The sequence below is a fragment of the Streptomyces durmitorensis genome (genome assembly GCF_023498005.1).
GTDB classification, from domain to species: domain Bacteria; phylum Actinomycetota; class Actinomycetes; order Streptomycetales; family Streptomycetaceae; genus Streptomyces; species Streptomyces durmitorensis.
Genome location: NZ_CP097289.1, coordinates 6,668,868 through 6,686,440 on the forward strand (window position 1 = coordinate 6,668,868; position 17,573 = coordinate 6,686,440).

Annotated in this window: 13 protein-coding genes and 1 pseudogene; 7 read left to right on the forward strand and 7 right to left on the reverse strand. The window is 70.5% G+C overall.

The annotated features are described in order from the left end of the window. Nucleotides 1-134: 134 nt before the first annotated feature. The 4 genes from M4V62_RS29725 (at nucleotide 135) to M4V62_RS29740 (ending at nucleotide 4,953) form a co-directional block, all read left to right on the forward strand. The gene (locus tag M4V62_RS29725) at nucleotides 135-1,727 is read left to right on the forward strand and encodes an MFS transporter (RefSeq protein ID WP_249590258.1); all 1,593 of its coding nucleotides are present in this window, start codon (nucleotides 135-137) and stop codon (nucleotides 1,725-1,727) included. A 132-nt stretch (nucleotides 1,728-1,859) separates the two neighbouring features. Beyond that, a complete protein-coding gene (locus tag M4V62_RS29730) occupies nucleotides 1,860-2,378 on the forward strand; it encodes a TetR/AcrR family transcriptional regulator (protein WP_344646373.1) in 519 nt (172 codons plus the stop codon). A 174-nt stretch (nucleotides 2,379-2,552) separates the two neighbouring features. Next, the gene (locus M4V62_RS29735; RefSeq protein ID WP_249590260.1) at nucleotides 2,553-3,575 is read left to right on the forward strand and encodes an endonuclease/exonuclease/phosphatase family protein; all 1,023 of its coding nucleotides are present in this window, start codon (nucleotides 2,553-2,555) and stop codon (nucleotides 3,573-3,575) included. 160 nt (nucleotides 3,576-3,735) lie between these two features. After that, nucleotides 3,736-4,953: an MFS transporter gene (locus tag M4V62_RS29740; RefSeq protein ID WP_249593074.1), complete on the forward strand. Its 1,218-nt coding sequence runs from the start codon at nucleotides 3,736-3,738 to the stop codon at nucleotides 4,951-4,953. Nucleotides 4,954-5,021: 68 nt separating this feature from the next. Here M4V62_RS29740 and M4V62_RS29745 read toward each other — a convergent pair whose 3' ends face one another. The 3 genes and pseudogenes from M4V62_RS29745 to M4V62_RS29755 form a co-directional block, all read right to left on the reverse strand. Beyond that, nucleotides 5,022-6,776, reverse strand: a complete 1,755-nt coding sequence (locus M4V62_RS29745; protein ID WP_249590261.1) for an NAD+ synthase — start codon at nucleotides 6,774-6,776, stop codon at nucleotides 5,022-5,024. A gap of 77 nt (nucleotides 6,777-6,853) precedes the next feature. Beyond that, nucleotides 6,854-8,601 (reverse strand): annotated as a pseudogene (locus tag M4V62_RS29750) (multicopper oxidase family protein). 135 nt (nucleotides 8,602-8,736) lie between these two features. Beyond that, on the reverse strand, nucleotides 8,737-9,237 hold the full coding sequence (locus tag M4V62_RS29755) for a hypothetical protein (RefSeq protein ID WP_249590262.1): 501 nt from the start codon (nucleotides 9,235-9,237) through the stop codon (nucleotides 8,737-8,739). 215 nt (nucleotides 9,238-9,452) lie between these two features. Here M4V62_RS29755 and M4V62_RS29760 point away from each other — a divergent pair, with 215 nt between their 5' ends. Then, nucleotides 9,453-10,154 carry a DUF998 domain-containing protein gene (locus M4V62_RS29760; RefSeq protein ID WP_249590263.1) on the forward strand — a complete coding sequence of 234 codons (702 nt, stop codon included), beginning with the start codon at nucleotides 9,453-9,455 and terminating at the stop codon, nucleotides 10,152-10,154. Next, a complete protein-coding gene (locus M4V62_RS29765; RefSeq protein ID WP_249590264.1) occupies nucleotides 10,151-10,969 on the forward strand; it encodes an alpha/beta fold hydrolase in 819 nt (272 codons plus the stop codon). Before M4V62_RS29760 ends, M4V62_RS29765 begins: the two co-directional genes overlap by 4 nt. 451 nt (nucleotides 10,970-11,420) lie before the next feature. Here the strand turns inward: M4V62_RS29765 and M4V62_RS29770 are convergent, their stop codons facing one another. The 4 genes from M4V62_RS29770 to M4V62_RS29785 all read right to left on the reverse strand — a co-directional run bounded on the left by M4V62_RS29770 (nucleotide 11,421) and on the right by M4V62_RS29785 (nucleotide 16,152). Continuing rightward, entirely contained in the window at nucleotides 11,421-12,485 is a 1,065-nt protein-coding gene (locus M4V62_RS29770; protein WP_249590265.1) for a LacI family DNA-binding transcriptional regulator, read from the reverse strand. Nucleotides 12,486-12,631: 146 nt separating this feature from the next. Continuing rightward, complete coding sequence (locus tag M4V62_RS29775; RefSeq protein ID WP_249590266.1) at nucleotides 12,632-14,269, reverse strand: type 2 periplasmic-binding domain-containing protein; 1,638 nt, start codon at nucleotides 14,267-14,269, stop codon at nucleotides 12,632-12,634. A 60-nt stretch (nucleotides 14,270-14,329) separates the two neighbouring features. Beyond that, entirely contained in the window at nucleotides 14,330-15,193 is an 864-nt protein-coding gene (locus tag M4V62_RS29780) for a carbohydrate ABC transporter permease (RefSeq protein WP_249593075.1), read from the reverse strand. Between the two features lie 104 nt (nucleotides 15,194-15,297). Continuing rightward, nucleotides 15,298-16,152 (reverse strand): ABC transporter permease, encoded by an 855-nt coding sequence (locus tag M4V62_RS29785; protein WP_190081452.1) that lies wholly within the window; start codon nucleotides 16,150-16,152, stop codon nucleotides 15,298-15,300. Nucleotides 16,153-16,496: 344 nt separating this feature from the next. On the opposite strand from M4V62_RS29785, the gene M4V62_RS29790 reads away from it, so the two are divergent. Continuing rightward, nucleotides 16,497-17,507 (forward strand): hydroxyacid dehydrogenase, encoded by a 1,011-nt coding sequence (locus tag M4V62_RS29790; RefSeq protein WP_249590267.1) that lies wholly within the window; start codon nucleotides 16,497-16,499, stop codon nucleotides 17,505-17,507. Nucleotides 17,508-17,573 lie beyond the last annotated feature (66 nt).

A 17,573-nucleotide genomic window follows, 5' to 3' on the forward strand; every position in this document is an offset into this window, starting at 1 on the left:
TCGAGGCGCCCTGACGGCGTCCCCGGATCACCTCCATGGTGGCATCGCGTGCCGCCCGTCGGCTAGTGGACCCTTCGGTAAAGTCTTTACAATACGAGACGGTCTCGTATCGAAATGATCCTAGAGTGGGAGCCATGACTACTCCCGCCGTCACCACTCCACGCATACCGGAGGCCGTCCACCGGCGCCGTTGGGCGATCCTCGGCGTCCTGATGCTGAGCCTGCTGATCGTGGTGCTCGACAACTCGATCCTGAACGTCGCCATCAAGACGATCTCGACCCCGGAGCCCACGGGCCTCGGCGCCACCCAGGGCGACCTGGAGTGGGCCATCAACTCCTACACACTGGTCTTCGCCGGGCTGCTCTTCACGGCGGGTCTGCTCGGCGACCGGCTCGGCCGCAAGCGGATGCTGCTCGTGGGCCTCGCCGTCTTCGGCATCGGCTCCGCGCTCGCCGCCGAGTCCGGCTCACCCGTCCAACTCATCCTGTTCCGCGCGGTGATGGGCCTCGGCGCCGCCTTCGTGATGCCCGCCACCCTCGCCGTCCTGATGAACGTCTTCGAGCGCGACGAGCAGCCCAAGGCCATCGGCATCTGGGCGGGCGGCGTCGGCCTCGCCATCGCGATCGGGCCCATCACCGGCGGCGTACTGCTCGACCACTTCTGGTGGGGCTCGGTCTTCCTGGTGAACGTGCCGATCGTCATCGTCGCGATCGGCCTGATGATCTGGCTCGTCCCCGAATCGCGCGACCCCAAGCCGGGCCGCATCGACCTGGTGGGCGTGGCCCTGTCCGTCGTCGGCCTCGTCCTGCTCGTCTACGGCATCATCAAGGGCGGCCAGCTCGCCGACTTCACCGACCCCGCCGCCCTCGCGACCATCGTGGCGGGCATCGCCGTACTCGTCGGCTTCGTGCTCTACGAGAAGCGCAGCGACCACCCGTCCATCGACATCTCGTACTTCAAGAACCGCGTCTTCTCGGCGGCGATCAGCTCCCTCGCGCTCGTCTTCTTCGCGCTGATGGGCGTGACGTTCTTCGCGGTCTTCTACACGCAGAGCGTGCGCGGCTACTCGCCGCTGCAGACCGGCCTGTTGATGCTGCCGCTCGCCGCGGCACAGCTCATCTTCGCGCCGCGCGCCCGCCTCGTCGTCGACCGCTTCGGGGTGCGCGCCGTGTGCTCGGGCGGGCTGCTGCTCCTGGCCGCGATGCTCGCCGCCTTCACGATCCTTGAGGCCGATACGCCGATCTGGATCCTGGAAGTCATGTTCTTCCTGATGGGCACGGGCATGGCGCACATCATGACGCCCGCGAGCGTCGTCATCATGCAGGCGCTGCCCCGCGAGAAGGCGGGCTCCGCATCAGCCCTGAGCAACACCTTCCGGCAGGTCGGCGGCGCCCTGGGCATCGCGGTGCTCGGCTCCGTGCTCTCCGCGGCCTACCGCAGCGGAGTCGAGGACAAGCTCACCCTGCTGCCCGCCGACGTACGGCACACCGCGGGCGAGTCCATCGAGGCCACCCTCGGTGTCGCCGCCAAGCTCGGCCCGCGCGGCGAACCGCTGGTGACCGCGGCCCACGACTCCTTCCTGCACGCCATGCACGTCACGGCGCTCTGCGGTGCGGGCGTCGCCCTGATCGGCGTCGTGGTCGTCGCCCTGTTCCTGCCGGGCCGCACGCCGCAGGAACCGCAGGTGCGGCCGAAGGACGCCGACCCGGTGGGTGCGGGGCACTGATCAGGGACAATCGGCCCGGCAGAGCGTCGGACGACGAGAGACGGAGTTGACGTGGGCCACATCGCCAAAGGCGTCCGGGGGCGTCCCCGCAGCGAGGCCGTGGAGCGGTCGATCGTCGAGGGCGTACTGAAGATGATCGAGGACGGCGTACCCCTCGCCGACCTCTCCATCGAACGGATCGCCCGCACGGCGGGTGTCGGCAAGGCCACCATCTACCGCCGCTGGAGCGGCAAGGAGGAGCTCTTCGTCGACATCCTGCGCGGCGTGGACGGCCCCCCTCCCGAACTGGCGGGGGAGTCCATGCGCGGGGATCTCGTCACGCTCCTCGACCATCTGCGCAGGCGCGGCGTGAACATGAGGTCATCCGCGCTCCTGCACAACGTCTTCGCGCAGATGAAGAGCCTGCCGAAGCTGTGGGAGGCGTACCACGCGACGGTCATCGAGCCGCAGCGCCGCGTCACGCTCGGCGTGCTGCGGCGCGGCGTCGAGAACGGCGAACTGCGCGCGGACGTCGACATCGTCCTCGCCAACGACCTCTTCGTCGGACCCATGCTCGTGCGCACCGTCCTGCGCTCCGACGCGCCGCTCGACGAGGGTCTCGCCGAGCGGATCGTGGACTCCGTGCTCGCGGGCCTGCGGCCCACGGGGTGAATGTGCGCGTTTCGTCACAGCGGCCCGTTCTGCGCGGAGATGCGGAACCCGCCGCGCCGCCCCGCTCGTCCTCGTCCCGTACGGCCGTCACGGACGGCGGGGAGGACACCCGATCATCGCCTAGGGTTTCAGGGGCGAGGAACGGTTGCACGGCACCAGTGAGGCGACGAGCGTATGGCGCAGGCGTATGTGACGGAAACGGGCAACGGCGGCTCGGGGCCTGACCGCCAGGGGTCCCGGTTCCGGCGCCTGGTCGACGGATGGCGCGGCGACCGGGGCATCTGGAGGCGCGGGCTCGTCACGGCCGGGGTCGCGGTCCTTCTCGCGCTGGTGATGCTCTTCCACGCGCAGATCCCGAACGGCGTCGGCAACCTCGGCAGCCTCATCGAGACGTTCCTGCCCTGGCTCGGCATCCTCGTACCGGTGCTGCTTGTCATCGGCTTCGTCCGCAAGTCCGCCACCGCGCTGATCGCCGTGCTGCTTCCGGCGGTCATCTGGGTGAGCTCCTTCGGCGGCCTGATCTCCGACAAGTCCGGCGCCGGCGGCGACCTGACGGTCGCCACCCACAACGTGAACGCGGAGAACGCCGACCCGTCGGGCACCGCCCGTGACGTCGCCGCGTCCGGCGCCGATGTCGTGGCCCTGGAGGAGCTCACGGCGGACGCCGTCCCGACGTACGAGAAGGCCCTGGCCGGCACCTACAAGTACCACTCGGTGCAGGGCACGGTCGGCCTGTGGAGCAAGTATCCGCTGACCGGCACCGAGCCCGTCGACATCAAGCTGGGCTGGACGCGCGCGATGCGGACGACGGTCGCCAGCCCCAAGGGCGAGGTCGCCGTCTACGTCGCCCACCTGCCGTCGGTGCGGGTCAAGCTGGACGCGGGCTTCACCGCCAACCAGCGGGACGCGAGCGCGGACGCCCTTGGCGAGGCGATCGCCGACGAGCAGATCTCCAAGGTCGTGCTGCTCGGCGACCTGAACGGCACGATGAACGACCGCGCCCTGAACGCGGTCACCTCGCAGATGCGGTCCACGCAGGGCGCGGCGGGCGACGGCTTCGGCTTCAGCTGGCCCGCGTCGTTCCCGATGGCGCGGATCGACCAGATCATGGTGAAGGGCGTCGAGCCGATGTCGTCGTGGACGCTGCCGGAGACGGCCAGCGACCACCTGCCGATCGCGGCGCGCGTCGAGCTCTGATCCCGGGAGCCCTCGGGAGGCCCCCGGAGCCCTCGGGGCGCTCCTGCCACGTGGCGCACATCTCTTCTTAACCTCACGGAATACTGGGCCTGAGACACTTTGTTCCGTACGTAAACTTACGGAACACCACTCCCTCATGCGCTCCCCCGGAAGGTTCTTCATGCCCCTGGCCCTGCTCGCCCTAGCCGTGGGCGCCTTCGGCATCGGTACGACCGAGTTCGTGATGATGGGCCTGCTGCCCAACGTCGCGGACGACCTGGACATATCCATCCCCACCGCCGGGCACCTGGTCTCGGCGTACGCCCTGGGTGTCGTCATCGGCGCCCCGCTGCTCGCCGCGGTCACCGCGCGGATGCCCCGCCGCCGGGTCCTGATCGGCCTGATGGTGCTCTTCGTCGCCGGGAACGCGCTGTCGGCGGCGGCCCCCGACTACCACTGGCTGATGGCCGCCCGCTTCCTGAGCGGCCTTCCGCACGGCGCGTTCTTCGGCGTCGGCGCGGTGGTCGCCACCGGTCTGGTGGCTCCCGAGCGCAAGGCGCGCTCCGTCTCGCTGATGTTCCTCGGCCTGACCGTCGCCAACATCGTGGGCGTGCCCGTGGCCACGGCCATGGGGCAGCAGCTCGGCTGGCGCGCGACGTTCCTCGCGGTCAGCGCGATCGGCCTCGCGGCGATCGCCACGCTGGCCTTCTTCGTGCCCGCCGACCACGGCCACGGCGAGAGCGGCGGCCTGCGCGGGGAGCTTCGCGCGCTGGGCAGCGTTCCGGTGTGGCTCGCGCTCGGTACGACCGTCGCGGGCTTCGGGGCGCTCTTCTCCGCGTACAGCTATGTGACGCCCATGCTCACGGACGCGGCGGGCTACGCCGAATCCAGCGTTACGTTGCTGCTCGCGCTGTTCGGTGTCGGCGCGACCGCGGGCAACCTGCTCGGCGGCCGGCTCGCCGACCACTCCCTGCGGGGCACGCTCTTCGGCGGACTCACGGCGCTCGTCGTGGTCCTCGCCCTGTTCCCGGTCCTGATGGGGACGGCGTGGAGCGCGGCGCTCGCGGTGACGCTGCTCGGCATGGCGGCGTTCACCACGGGTTCGCCCCTGCAGCTGATGGTCATGGAGAAGGCGTCCGCGGCCCCGTCCCTTGCCTCGTCCGCGAACCAGGCCGCGTTCAACCTCGCCAACGCGGGCGGCGCGTGGGTCGGCGGCCTCGCCCTCGCGGCGGGCTTCGGGGTGACCTCACCGGCGGTGGTGGGCGCGGGCCTCGCGGTCCTTGGGCTCGCCGTGGCGGGGGTGGCGTATCTGGTGGACCTGCGGTCGCCTGTCTCCGGCGGTGGCCGCTTGGTGGCGGCGCACCCGGTGTCCGATCGTGAGAGGTCCCACGCCGGGTAATCGAGTGGGTGGGTGGGAACGATCCGCCGCGAAGCCGCGGCACAGGGCGGTGCCCACCCACCGCAGGGTCAGACGGACTCCCGCCAACGATTCGTGATCGGCAGCCGCCGGTCCTTGCCGAAGCCCTTCGCGGAGATCTTCGTGCCCGGCGGGTACTGCCGCCGCTTGTACTCGGCGGTGTCCACCATCCGCAGCGTCTTGACGACGAGCTCCCGGTCGTACCCGGCGGCGACGATCGTGTCCGCGCCCTGGTCGCGGTCGACGTACATCGCCAGGATCGCGTCGAGCACGGGATAGTCCGGCAGCGAGTCCGTGTCCACCTGACCGGGACGCAGCTCGGCGCTCGGCGGCTTGCTGATGGAGTTCTCCGGGATGGGCGGCGTCTGCCCACGCTCCAGCGCCGCGCGGTTGCGCCACTCGGCGAGCCGGAAGATCAGGGACTTGTAGACGTCCTTGATCGGTCCGTACGCCCCGACCGAGTCGCCGTAGAGCGTCGAGTACCCCACCGCCAGCTCGGACTTGTTGCCCGGGGCGAGGACGATGTGGCCCTCCTGGTTGGACAGGGCCATCAGCATCGTGCCGCGCAGGCGTGACTGGAGGTTCTCCTCGGCGAGCCCGGTCAGCCCGAGCGACCCCATGTACGCGTCGAACATCGGGGCGATCGGCACGGTCCGGAAGTTCAGCCCCGTACGCCGGGCCAGGTCTTCCGCGTCGCTGATGGAGTGGTCCGACGAGTAGCGGGACGGCATGGCCACGCCGTACACGTTCTGGGCGCCGAGCGCGTCGCAGGCGATCGCGGCGGTGAGCGCGGAGTCGATGCCTCCGGAGAGGCCGATCAGCACGCTGCTGAATCCGTTCTTCGCGGCGTACGCACGCAGCCCCACGACCAGCGCCGAGTACACCTCCTCGTCGTCGTCGAGCCGCTCGGCGTACCCACCGGTGAGCTCCGGCTCGTACGCGGCGAGGGGCTCATCGGAGAGCGTGACGTGCTCGATCCGCAGTCCGTCGTCCACGACGCCCGACGGCGGCTCTGCCGCGGCGGCGGGCAGCTCCAGATCGAGGACCACGCACCCCTCGGCGAACTGCGGTGCCCGCGCGATGACTTCGCCGTCCCGGTCCACGACGACCGAGTCGCCGTCGAAGACGATCTCGTCCTGACCGCCGATCATGGCGAGGTAGGCGGTGGTGCAACCGGCCTCCTGCGCACGCTTGCGCACCAGTTCGAGCCGCACGTCGTCCTTGTTCTGCTCGTACGGCGACGCGTTGATGGAGAGCAGGAGCCCCGCCCCCGCGGTGCGCGCCGCCGGGACGCGGCCGCCGTCCTGCCAGAGGTCCTCGCAGATGGCGAGTGCGACGTCGACGCCGTGCACGCGCACGATCGGCAGGGTCTCGCCCGGCACGAAGTAGCGGAACTCGTCGAAGACGCCGTAATTCGGCAGGTGGTGCTTGGAGTACGTCAGGACGGCCTCGCCGCGGTGCAGCACGGCGGCGGCGTCACGCGGCGCGCCCGCGGGCTGGCCGTACTTCGGCTTGGCCTCCTCGGTGCGGTCGAGATAGCCGACGACGACCGGCAGCTCGCCGTACCCCTCGTCGTTCAGCCGCACGGCGAGCGCCCGGAGCGCCTGACGCGAGGCGTCGACGAAGGACGACCGCAGGGCGAGGTCCTCGACGGGATAGCCGGTGAGCGCCATCTCGGGGAACGCGACGAGGTGCGCTCCCTGCTCGGCGGAGTGCCGGGTCCAGCGGACGATGGCCTCGACGTTCCCGGCGAGATCGCCGACGGTCGAGTCGATCTGATTCAGTGCGAGGCGTAGTTGAGGCACGGGGCCCAGTGTAATCGTCAGAGCGACGCGATGCCCTGACGGGACGCCCCACCGGGGCGTCCCGCCCTGGCCTTCGGTCAGCTGCGATAGCCGAGGACCGTCATCATTCCTGCCTCCGAGTGATACACGTTGTGGCAGTGGATCATCCACAGGCCCGGGTTGTCGGCGTCGAAGTCCACCGTCAGCGTGCCGTTCGGCAGGACGACCGCGGTGTCCTTGCGGGGGCCGCCCGCCACGTTCGCCAGGGAGAACGTGTGGCCGTGCAGGTGGACCGGGTGCCACATCGTCGTCGAGTTGGCGAAGACCAGGCGGACGCGTTCGCCCGCGCGGACCGGGTGACGCTGGTCGGGGGAGTAGGGCTTCTTGTCGAAGGCCCAGTCGTACTTCGCCATTCCGCCGGTCAGTTGGATCCTGACCGTGCGGTCCGGCTTGCGGGACGGCAGGGCCACCGACCGCGCCGCCCGCAGCTTGTCCGCCGTCAGGAGGCGGCCCTTCAGCTCCTTGGGCCGGGCCGAGGGGGCGGGCGCCGCGCCGCCGCCCGTGCGCAGGACCGCGAGGGCCGATGCCTTCTTGCCCTCGGCCGCCGCGGTCAGCGGGAACGCGCCGTCCTTGGCGGTGACCAGGACGTCATAGCGCTCGCCCATGCCGAGCAGCAGCGCGTCCGTCTTCGCGTGCTCCACCGGGAAGCCGTCCGTGTGCGTCACCGTCATCTCGTGGCCGCCGAGCGCCACCCGGAAGGCCGTGTCGCCGCCGGCGTTGATGATGCGCAGGCGGATGCGGTCGCCGGGGCGGGCCTTGAAGGAGGAAGGGGCGTCCGGTGTGCGGCCGTTGATCAAGTAATGCGGATACGCCACGTCGCCCGCGTCGCCGCCCAGGAGCTCGCTCTTGGCGCCCATCATCACCCGGGAAGGGCCTGACGGGCCTGACGGGCCTGAGGGGCCTGATGGGCCTGAGGTGGGGTTCGGCTTGGGGAGGGGCCGGTCCGCAGCGACATCTTCGACATGTCGTGGCCGCCGTGGTCCGTGCCGCCGCCGGTGGCACCTTCCTCGCCACCTCGCTCGTCACCGCTGTCGCCGCCCATGTCGCGGCCGCTCATGCCCTTGCCGAGCTCCGCGAGCACGGCGTCCGGTGTCGAGCCGTCCACCCCGTCGACCCAGTCGTCCAGGACGACGACCCACTCCTTGTCGTACTTCAAGGGCTCCTTGGGGTCCTCGACGATCAGTGGTGCGTACAGACCGCGGTCCTGCTGCGTGCCCGAGTGGGGGTGGAACCAGTACGTACCCGGGTGCGGGACCGCGAAGCGGTAGGTGAATTCGGCGCCCGGTTTGACGGCCTTCTGGGTGAGGCCGGGGACGCCGTCCATGTCGTTGCGCAGGGCCAGGCCGTGCCAGTGCAGGGACGTGGACTCGGGGAGGTGGTTGGCGAGCGTGAGGGCGAGGGTGTCGCCCGCGGTGACGCGGACCTCCTTGCCGGGCAGCCGGTCGCCGTACGCCCAGGTCTTGACCGTGCGGCCGCCGAGGTCGAGCTTGGCCTTCATGGCCATGAGCTTCACCTCGCGGACCGTGCCGCCGCCGGCTCGCTTCTTCTCCGCGGCGGCGACTTCCTCCCCGGAGGGGTCGACATAGCCCTTGGGGCGGCCGTCGGGCGATCCCTCGGGGGAGCCCTCGGGCTTGGAGCCGCCGCCGTGTCCGGCGTGACCGGAGTCCGGTCCTGAGCCGGAGCAGGCCGTCAGGATTCCCGAACCGGCGACGGCGGTCGCGGCGCCGAGCAGGGCGCGGCGCGATGGGGCGCGGCGCGCGGGGGAGCGCAGGGGTTGATTGCGCATGGCTGAGTACACCTCGTCGTGGTGGTGCGTGCAGATGGGCGCATCTGCTGCTTCTGATACACCGCTCGACGCCCGGAGGTTCCCATCGAGGACCCCGCCGGGACGCGGGCAGCGCGAAGCAGCCGGTGCGTCGGCCTAAATGCGCAGCACCGAGAGGCGGGAGAGGAGTATGCGGGGCGGCGGCGGATTGGGCCGCAGCCCGTCGAGCAGCCGGGCGAGCGGACGCGTGGGGACGGCGAAGCCGCCGGGGCGCAGCAGGCCTGCTTTCAGGAGCAGGAGGAGAGTGAGCGCCGAGAGGACCGCCAGGCACACGGACAGCGGGTCCATCCCGTCCATCCCGACGGGTGCGGACGCGGACGTGGCCGCGAGGTGTGGCCGCGCGGGGGCGGCGTGGCCGCCGTCACTCATCTCATGCTGACCGGCGGCTTGTTCGGCCGCGCTTGCGTGACGCGTCGTCTGGCTCATTGGCTGGTTCATCGGCTGGTTCATCGACTGGCTCGTCGAGTGACTTGTCGCGTGACGCGGCGACGAATGGCCCGTCGGGTGGCCCAGCGTATGCATCGTCACGATGCCGAGGAGCAGCGCGGCGAGCAGCAGGAGCTGCCTGCCGTTCGCTGATCTCCTCGTGGCCGCCATGGGCGGAACCTTACCCCCGGCGGGTATTCGGCGACGTGCGGGCCCCCGGTACTCCACTGATCATGAGCTCATGACGAATATGGGCAATAGGGGGCGAAAGGGTTTCATCGAGGGCGACGACAGACGGCGATGCCCGCGAACTCGCCATGAAGGCGAAGGGGAAGGCGAAGGGGTAGGCGGAGGCGGGGGCCATCACTAGCGCCGTCCGCCCCGCCGTGCCGATCACGCCCGCCGAGCCCCGCCCCGCCACCGCCCGAGCCGCCGCCGTCTCGCTCCTGCTGGTGCTCGGCGCGCTCGCCTACAGCGCGTGGCTCCTGGAACCCCTCCTGGGGACGGGGCTCTCTCCGGTGAGTTCCTACGTCAGTGAACTCGCCGCCCGGGACCAGCCGTTCGGCGCGCTGTTCCGCACGACCGACCTGACCGCCGGGCTGCTGCTCCTCGCGGGCGCGGTGTGCGCGCTGCTGTGGCTGCCGCGCCGGAGGATCGCCGTCGTGGGGTGGGCGGGGCTCGCGCTGTTCGGTGCGGCCACCGCGGTCGACTCCCGGCTGCCGCTGAGCTGCGCGCCGACCGCCGACGCGGCGTGCGTGGCCAGGGAGCGGGCGGGGCTCGTGCCCGCGGCGCATACGGCGCACGTGGTGAGCAGCAGTGTCGCGATGACGGGGGCGCTGGTGGGGATGGTGGCGCTGACGTTCGCGGCGCGGAGGTACGGGCACGGGGTCCTGCCGTCCCTCGCGGCCCCCTTCGGTCTCCTCCTGCTGCTCCTCGAACTGGCGGCCACCGCCTGGACCCTGGCCGCCGTCGCCGCCTTCGACGCGGGGCACGGCACGTGGGCGCTGGGGGTGGGACAGCGGCTCCAGGTGCTGCTGATCGCTCTCTGGCTGGGGCTGCTCGCGCGTGCGGTGGTGCGGCGCGGATGAGTTTCGTACGGATCGGGGGAGTGCCGCACCACGTGGAGGTGACGGGGAGCGGGCCGGTCTGCGTGCTGAGCGCGGGGCTCGGGCTCGCGTGGTTCGACTGGGACCCGGTGGTGGAACTCCTCGCCCCGTGGCGGACGGTCGTCCGTTTCGACCGGCCGGGGTCGGGACTGAGCGGGCACGCGCGCGTGGCGCCCACGCTGGGCGGTGAGGCCGAGCGGATCGCGCGGATCCTGGACGCGGTGAACCCTGGCGGCCGTCCCGCCACGGTGGTCGGGCACTCGCTCGCGGGCTTCCACTGCGAGGCGTTCGCCCGCCTCTTTCCGGCGCGTACGGCGGGCCTAGTCCTGGTCGACTCCAGCGTCGAGGAGCGGCCCAGGGTGCGGGCTTCGCGCGAGGTGCGAGTGGGGGCGGCCCGGGTGTGCGGGGCGGTGTTGAGCGGGGTGGGGGTGCCGCGGGCGGTGGGTCCTGCGCTGCGGAGGGTGGCGGTGCGGGGGGACTCGGGGGCGTCGTCGGTGGAGGAGGTGAGGCGGGTCTATGGGGCGAGCCGTGTGCTGCGGGGGTCGCTTCTGGAGTATGTGACGTACGGCGACGCAGCGCTCGAACTCACCACTCTCCGCCGGGAGTTCCCTCTCCGGGAGCGGCTTCCGGTGACGGTGCTCGCCGCGTACTCCGGGGGTGCGGTGGGCTGGCTCGCCCGGCAGCGGGCCCTCGCCGCCTCGCTCGGCGCGACCTTCCGCGTCGCGGAACCATCGGGCCACTTGGTCATGCGGGACGCCCCGGGGGGCGTGGCGGAGGCGGTGCTGTCCACGCCGTGAGGGTGCCGGGCCCCCGGCGGTAGCCCCTGGACCGCCGCTTCGCGGCGGATCTTTCCCGCCCACCCACCCGATTGCCCGGCGGTGCCATCGTCAGGGAGATCGCTTGGGTGTACCGCAGGGCAATCGGGTGGGCGGGCGGGGGCCTCCGCCGCGAAGCGGCGGTTTGAGACGGGCGCCAGGTAGGCAGGACGCCACGCCCTCCGAGTCACCGCGGGGCAATCGGGCGCGCCAGTTAAGGCAGAACACCACGTCCCCCCCCGAGTCGCCGCAGGGTAATCGGGTGGGTGGGCGGGAGACACCCGCCGCGGAGCGGCGGTCCAGGGGATACCCCCGGGTCACCGACAAGCGGCGTCCCCCCGGGCTTCGCCGGAGCCGGGCGGTCCAGGGGCACCCCCGGGTCACGAAAAGCCGCCCCCCGAAGCCCCCCGACCGGAGGGATGCCGAAGGGCCACTAAGAAGTGGCCCCCCGGCTCCCCCGGAGCCCCCGCACGCTCTCCCGGATCACGATGTGCGTCCCCAGCAGGTGCCTCTCCTGACCCGCCCGAGGCGCCCCCGCCAGAGCGAGGCGGACCGCCGTTCGGCCCATTTCCTCCGCCGGGATGTGCACCGTCGTCAGGCCGGGCGTGATGTCCGCCGCCACGGGGTCGTCGTTGTAGCCGACCACCGAGATGTCCTCAGGCACCCGCAGCCCGTACTCCCGCAGCGCGATCATCGTGGCCGCCGCCACCCTGTCGTCACCAGCGAACACCGCCGTGAAGTCCGGCTTGCCGTCGGCCTTCTTGAGGAGGTCCATGATCGCCTCGTACCCATGGTTCTGCCCGAAGCCGATGCCGTGCAGGATCGCCTCCTCGCGCGGCACCCCGTGGTCGGCCAGCGCCCGCAGGTAGCCGGCGACACGGTCCTCGCCCGTGGTGTGTCCCGGCTGGTAGCCGATCAGGGCTATCTTGCGGTGGCCCGCGCCGAGCAGATGGCTCGTGATCGCGTACGCGCCCGCCTCGTTGTCGTACTCGACGACCAGCGCGGGCACGTCCGGCGCCGGCGCGGGACGCCCGCACAGGATGAGGCGGGAGCCCGCCGCCGCCAGCGCCTCCGCGTACCGCGCCATCCGCTCGCGGTACTCGTCGTCCTCGATGACACCGCCCACCAGGACCACCGCCTCGGCGGCCTGTTCGCGCATCATCTGCACCAGCGCCAGCTCGCGGGCCGGATCGCTGTTCGTCGACGCGACCAGGGTGAGCCTGCCGCGCTGGGCGGCCTCCATCTCCACGCCCTGCGCGACATGGGCGTAGAAGGAGCTCACCAGCTCGAACATGAGCACCGCGATCGTCTTGCGGCCCGCGCCCGCCAGGGCGCGCGCGTGCGCGTTGGCGACGTAGTCGAGGTCCTTGACGGCCCGCAGCACCTTCGCGCGCGACGCCGTCGACGTCGGGTAGTTGCCCGCGAGGACCCGCGAGACGGTCGCGACCGAGACGCCCGCCCGCGCCGCCACATCGCGGATGGTGACCCGCTCACCCACTGTGTCTCCTCATGTAGCAGTATCCGGGCCAAGTTGCAGGCCAAGTAGCTGGCCGAGTTGCAGTATCAGGCTCAAGTAGCCAAGTCCGGGGCGGTGTTGCCCCCACGGCACCCCGCCCCGGACCATCATCCCGCGCCCGCCCCGGATCAGTGCGCGGCCTCATACTCCTTTGCGAACTCCGCGTGCGCCTTGTCGCCGCCCTGCGTCTGCCACTTCTTGTACACGGCGTCCCAGTCGGACAGCTTCTTGCGGCCCGAGACGATCGCCGTGACACCGTCCTCGATGATCTGCTGCATGGACGCGCCCTGCCGGTTGTACGTGTCCGACATCAGCCCCCAGTGGTCGTCGCGGACGAGGTTCGGCACGACCGCCTTCTCCCAGGTGTGCAGCCTCTTGGTGAGGTCGGCGTAGCCGGGGAAGTACAGCGGCTGCGGCGCGTCCATGAGGTAGGCGAAGGGGAGGTTCGTGCGGTTCTCCACCAGGCCGAGCGAGTTGGCGATCGGGTCGCCGTTCTTGTCGTACTCGAAGTGCGTGCCCTCGACGCCCGAGTGCATCAGCTCGTACTCCTTGGAGCCGAAGGGCGACGCCAGCCAGTCCAGGACCCGCAGCATCAGCTTGACGCGGTCCTTGGAGGCCTTCTTGATGACGGTGTAGCCGAAACAGCCGCGGTTCTGCTGGTAGACGGGCGTCGCGCCGTCCACCACGTACGGCACGGCGGCGTCGAGCGTGAACTCGTCCTTGATGCCCTGCGCGTTGGAGATGACCGCGCCCCAGCCGTCCGTCATCGAGCGGACCGTGCCGTTGTAGAACTGCGTCTTGAGGTCGACCTGGGAAATCGAGGTGGCGTCGGAGTTGTACGAGCCCGCCTTGCGCATCTTGGACATGTACTCCAGGGCGGCCCTGAACTCGTCGGTCCCGTACATGTCGGTGACCTTGCCGTTCTTGATCTGCCACTGGTTCGGCGCGCCGTGCCACATCGCGTGGTAGAGGTAGCCGAAGAAGCCCACCGACGAGGCGCCGAGCGCGGACTTCTTGTTCTGCGAGGCCTCCCTGGCCATCGTCTGGAAGTCGGCCGCCGCCATGCCCGGCTTGTAGCCCGCCTTTGCGAACGCCTCCTTGTTGATGAACATCGCGCCCTGCACCTTGGCGCGCTCGATCGGCAGGCCGTAGATGCGTCCGGAGACGCGGCCCATGCCTTCCCACGCGTACGTGGGGATGTTGGCGAGGTTCGGGTAGTCCTTGACGGCGTCGCCGGACAGGTGCTCCGAGAGGTCCGCGCAGCGCGACTTCACGAACTGAGACTCGCGCGGCAGGACGTAGCCGCCACCGAAGTTGATCATGTCGGGCAGGTCGTCGCCGGACATCAGGGTCGACATCTTGGAGCGGAAGTCCGCGTCCGGCACGACCGAGAACTCGACCTCGACACCGAGGGCCTCGTTCATCGCCTGCCAGAACTTGTTCGATCCGACCGGCTTCGGCGGGGTGCCGTAGGTGATGGTCATGACCTTGATCTTCTGCTTGCCGTTGCCCGGCTTCTCGGCCGTCGCGGCGACCAGCTTCTCTGGGTACTTGGTGAACCCGGGCTGCACGCCCTCCGCGGTCGGCGCGAGGTCGGGCTTCGGGCCCTTGGCGGGCGTGTACGTCGGCCAGGGCGCCGCCTTCTTGTTGGCGTTGCTGACCGAACCGCCGCCGCTCGAATCCGTGGAGCAGGCGGTGAGCAGGGAGGGGGCCGCGACCGCGGCCCCGCCGACGGCTATGGAGCGCAGCAGCGTACGGCGCGACATCGAGGAACCGGACACAGTGTCAACCTTTCGGACATGCGGAGTCGTGCGGGAGGTGGTGGCTCAGCTCTTGATGGCGCCCGTGAGCACGCCCTTGGTGAAGTACTTCTGGAGGAAGGGGTAGACGATCAGGATCGGCACGGTGGCGATCACCAGGACGGCCATCTGCATCGTCTGCGGGGCCGAGACGTTCGACGCGTCGCTCAGTCCGGTGTCCGCGATCTGCGAGCCGCCCATGACGTACGTACGAAGGACCTGCTGGAGCGGCCAGTGGTCGGACTCCAGATAGATCGAGGCATGGAACCAGGCGTTCCAGTAGCTCACCGCGTAGAAGAGGCCGACCACCGCGAGGGCCGCCTTGGAGAGCGGGAGCACGACCCGCCACAGGATCTGCCAGTCGTTCGCGCCGTCGAGCCGCGCCGCCTCGTACAGCTCCTCGGGAACGCCCTGGAAGAAGCCGCGCAGGACGACCAGATTGAAGACGTTGATGAGGACGGGGACGATCAGGGCGCTGTAGCTCTCCAGCATGCCCATCCCCTTGACCAGCAGGAACGCGGGGATCATGCCGGGCGGGAAGAGGAACGTGAACAGGACGACCAGGAGGATCGGCTTTCCGCCGTACACCTTGGGGCGGCTCAGCGCGTACGCCAGGAACGTCGTGCACGCGAGGGAGGCGAGGGTGCCGATGATCGTGACGGCGGCGCTCACCCCGAGCGCCTTGGTGACGATGCCGCCCTCGAAGACCTGCTCGTAGGCGCGCAGCGTCGGGTGCGTCGGCCACAGGACCCAGCCGCCGTTGGCGATGACCTCGCGGTTCGACGCGAACGACGTCGAGATGATGACCAGGAACGGCACGAAGACCATGACCAGGATGGTGACGATCGCCAGGGCCTTGGCCACCTGGGTGACCGGCTTCGGCTTTTCCATCCAGGTCGGGCGTACGGGGCGTACGGGGCGTACAGGGCGCCCGGGGCGGGCCGCGCGGGCGGGGCGCGCCGGACGCCCGGCGCGTATCGCGTCGGTTTTCGTGCTCACTTGTAGACCCCCTGCTCGCCGAGGCGATGGGCGACCTTGTTGGCCGCGAAGACGAGAATCGCGCCGACCACGCCCTTGAACAGGCCCGCCGCCGCGGCGTATCCGGTGTCGCCGCCGACGATGCCCTGCCAGAAGACGAAGGTGTCGAGCACCTCACCGGCCTCGGGTCCCACCGACTGCCGTTGCAGCAGCATCTGTTCGAAGCCGACGGAGAGGATGTCGCCGAGCCGCATGATCAGGAGCAGGATGACGACCGGCCGGATCGACGGCAGCGTCACGTGCCAGAAGCGGCGCCAGGGGCCCGCCCCGTCGATGGCGGCGGCCTCGTACTGCTGCTCGTCCACCTGCATCAGCGCGGCGAGGAAGATGATCGTGCCCCAGCCCGCGTCCTTCCAGACGACCTGCGCGACGACGAGTGCCGGGTAGGCGTCCGGGTTGCCGATGATGTCGACGGAGTGCAGACCCGCCTGCCCGAGCACGGAGTTGAGAAGGCCGGTGTCGGCGAGCACCTGCTGGAACAGGGCCACGACGATGACCCACGACAGGAAGTGCGGCAGATAGACCACCGACTGCACGAAGCGCCGCGTCAGGTCCGACGTCAGGCTGTGCAGGAGCAGGGCGAGGCCCAGCGGCACCGGGAAGAAGAAGACCAGCTGGAGCACCGCGAGGAAGAGCGTGTTCCAGGTCGCGTGCCAGAAGTCCGGGTCGCCGAACATCCGGTCGAAGTTCTCGAAGCCGACCCAGGGGCTGGCCCAGAGGCCGTCGAAGGGGACGTACTCCTTGAAGGCGACGGCGTTCCCGATGAACGCGCCGTAGTGGAACACCAGGAAGTACGCGACCCCCGGCACCATGAGCAGCAGCAGGACTCGCGAGGAGCGAAACCGTTTCCATCGCTCATCACGCTTGGTTTTGTTGCCATTTGGCCTGTTACTGCGCTTGCCGGGCGGCTTCACCGCCTCGGTTTCCGTCCGTTCCTTCGTCACCGCTGACACGGCAGCCCCTCCGTTGTCGGAACAAGGTGACCGGAATCTAAAGCGGTTACTAACCCCGGTCAACCCCCTTGGCCCCGCGATCTCTTGACCACTGTCCCGACTTCGGCCTAGCCTCCAGGCGCTGTTGGGTAACCGGTTACTACGAGGGATGGTCACGCGTGGCAGACCAGGCAGAGTTGAAGGGTCCACCGAGCGGTCCACCGATGAGTCCACGGATCAGTCCACCGATCACCGCGCTCGCCATGAGCGCGGACGTGGCGGACCGGGTGTTCGCCCCCGACATCCGCGAACGGCTCGCCCGCAGCGTGGAACTGGCGCCCGCCCTGCTCACCGGTTCGCTCACCGGGGACGAGGCGCGGGCGGTGCTCGCCGACACGGAGATCCTGGTCACCGGCTGGAACTGCCCGCCGGTCACCGCGGAGGTCCTGGCCTGCGCCCCTCGGCTGCGGGCCCTCGTGCATGCCGCAGGATCGGTGAAACCCGTGGTGACGGACGCGCTGTGGGACCGGGGCGTGGTGGTCTCGTCGGCGGCCGACGCCAACGCGGGGCCCGTCGTCGCCTACACGCTCGCCGCGATCACCTTCGCGGCGAAGGGCGCGCTGCCGGCCGCGGCGGGTTACACCACGGGGTGGCCGCCCTTCACCGAGCGGACGGGCGCGGACTCCCGCACCGTCGGCATCATCGGTGCGTCCCGGATCGGGCGGGGGGTGATCGCGGCGCTGCGGGGCTCCGACGCGGGATGGCGCGTGCTCCTGACCGATCCCTACGTCACGGGGGAGGAGGCGGCCGGGCTCGGCGTGGAGCTCGTCGACCTGTCGGAACTGTGCCGGCGCAGCTCGATCGTCAGCGTCCACGCGCCCCAACTCCCCGAGACCCGGGGCATGGTGAGCGAGGAGATGCTGAAGCTGATCCCGGACGGGGGCACCGTCATCAACACGGCACGCGGCTCACTGGTCGACACACAGGCGCTGGCCCGCGAGTGCGGGGCGGGGCGCCTGGACGCGTTCCTCGACGTGACGGACCCCGAGCCGCTGCCGGCCGGTCATCCCTTGCTGGTACTCCCGAACGTGCTGGTCACCCCGCATGTCGCGGGGGCGCAGGGGAGCGAGGTGCGCAGGCTCGGGGAGTACGCGGTGGGGGAGGTGGAACGGTTCGTGCGGGGGGAGGGGCTGCGGGGGCGGCTGTTGCGGGAGGAGTTGCCGCGGATGGCGTAGGGGGTTCTGGCGCGAGGGCCTTGGACGCCGTCCATCACCGGCTTCGCCGAGTTCGTCCTCGAACGC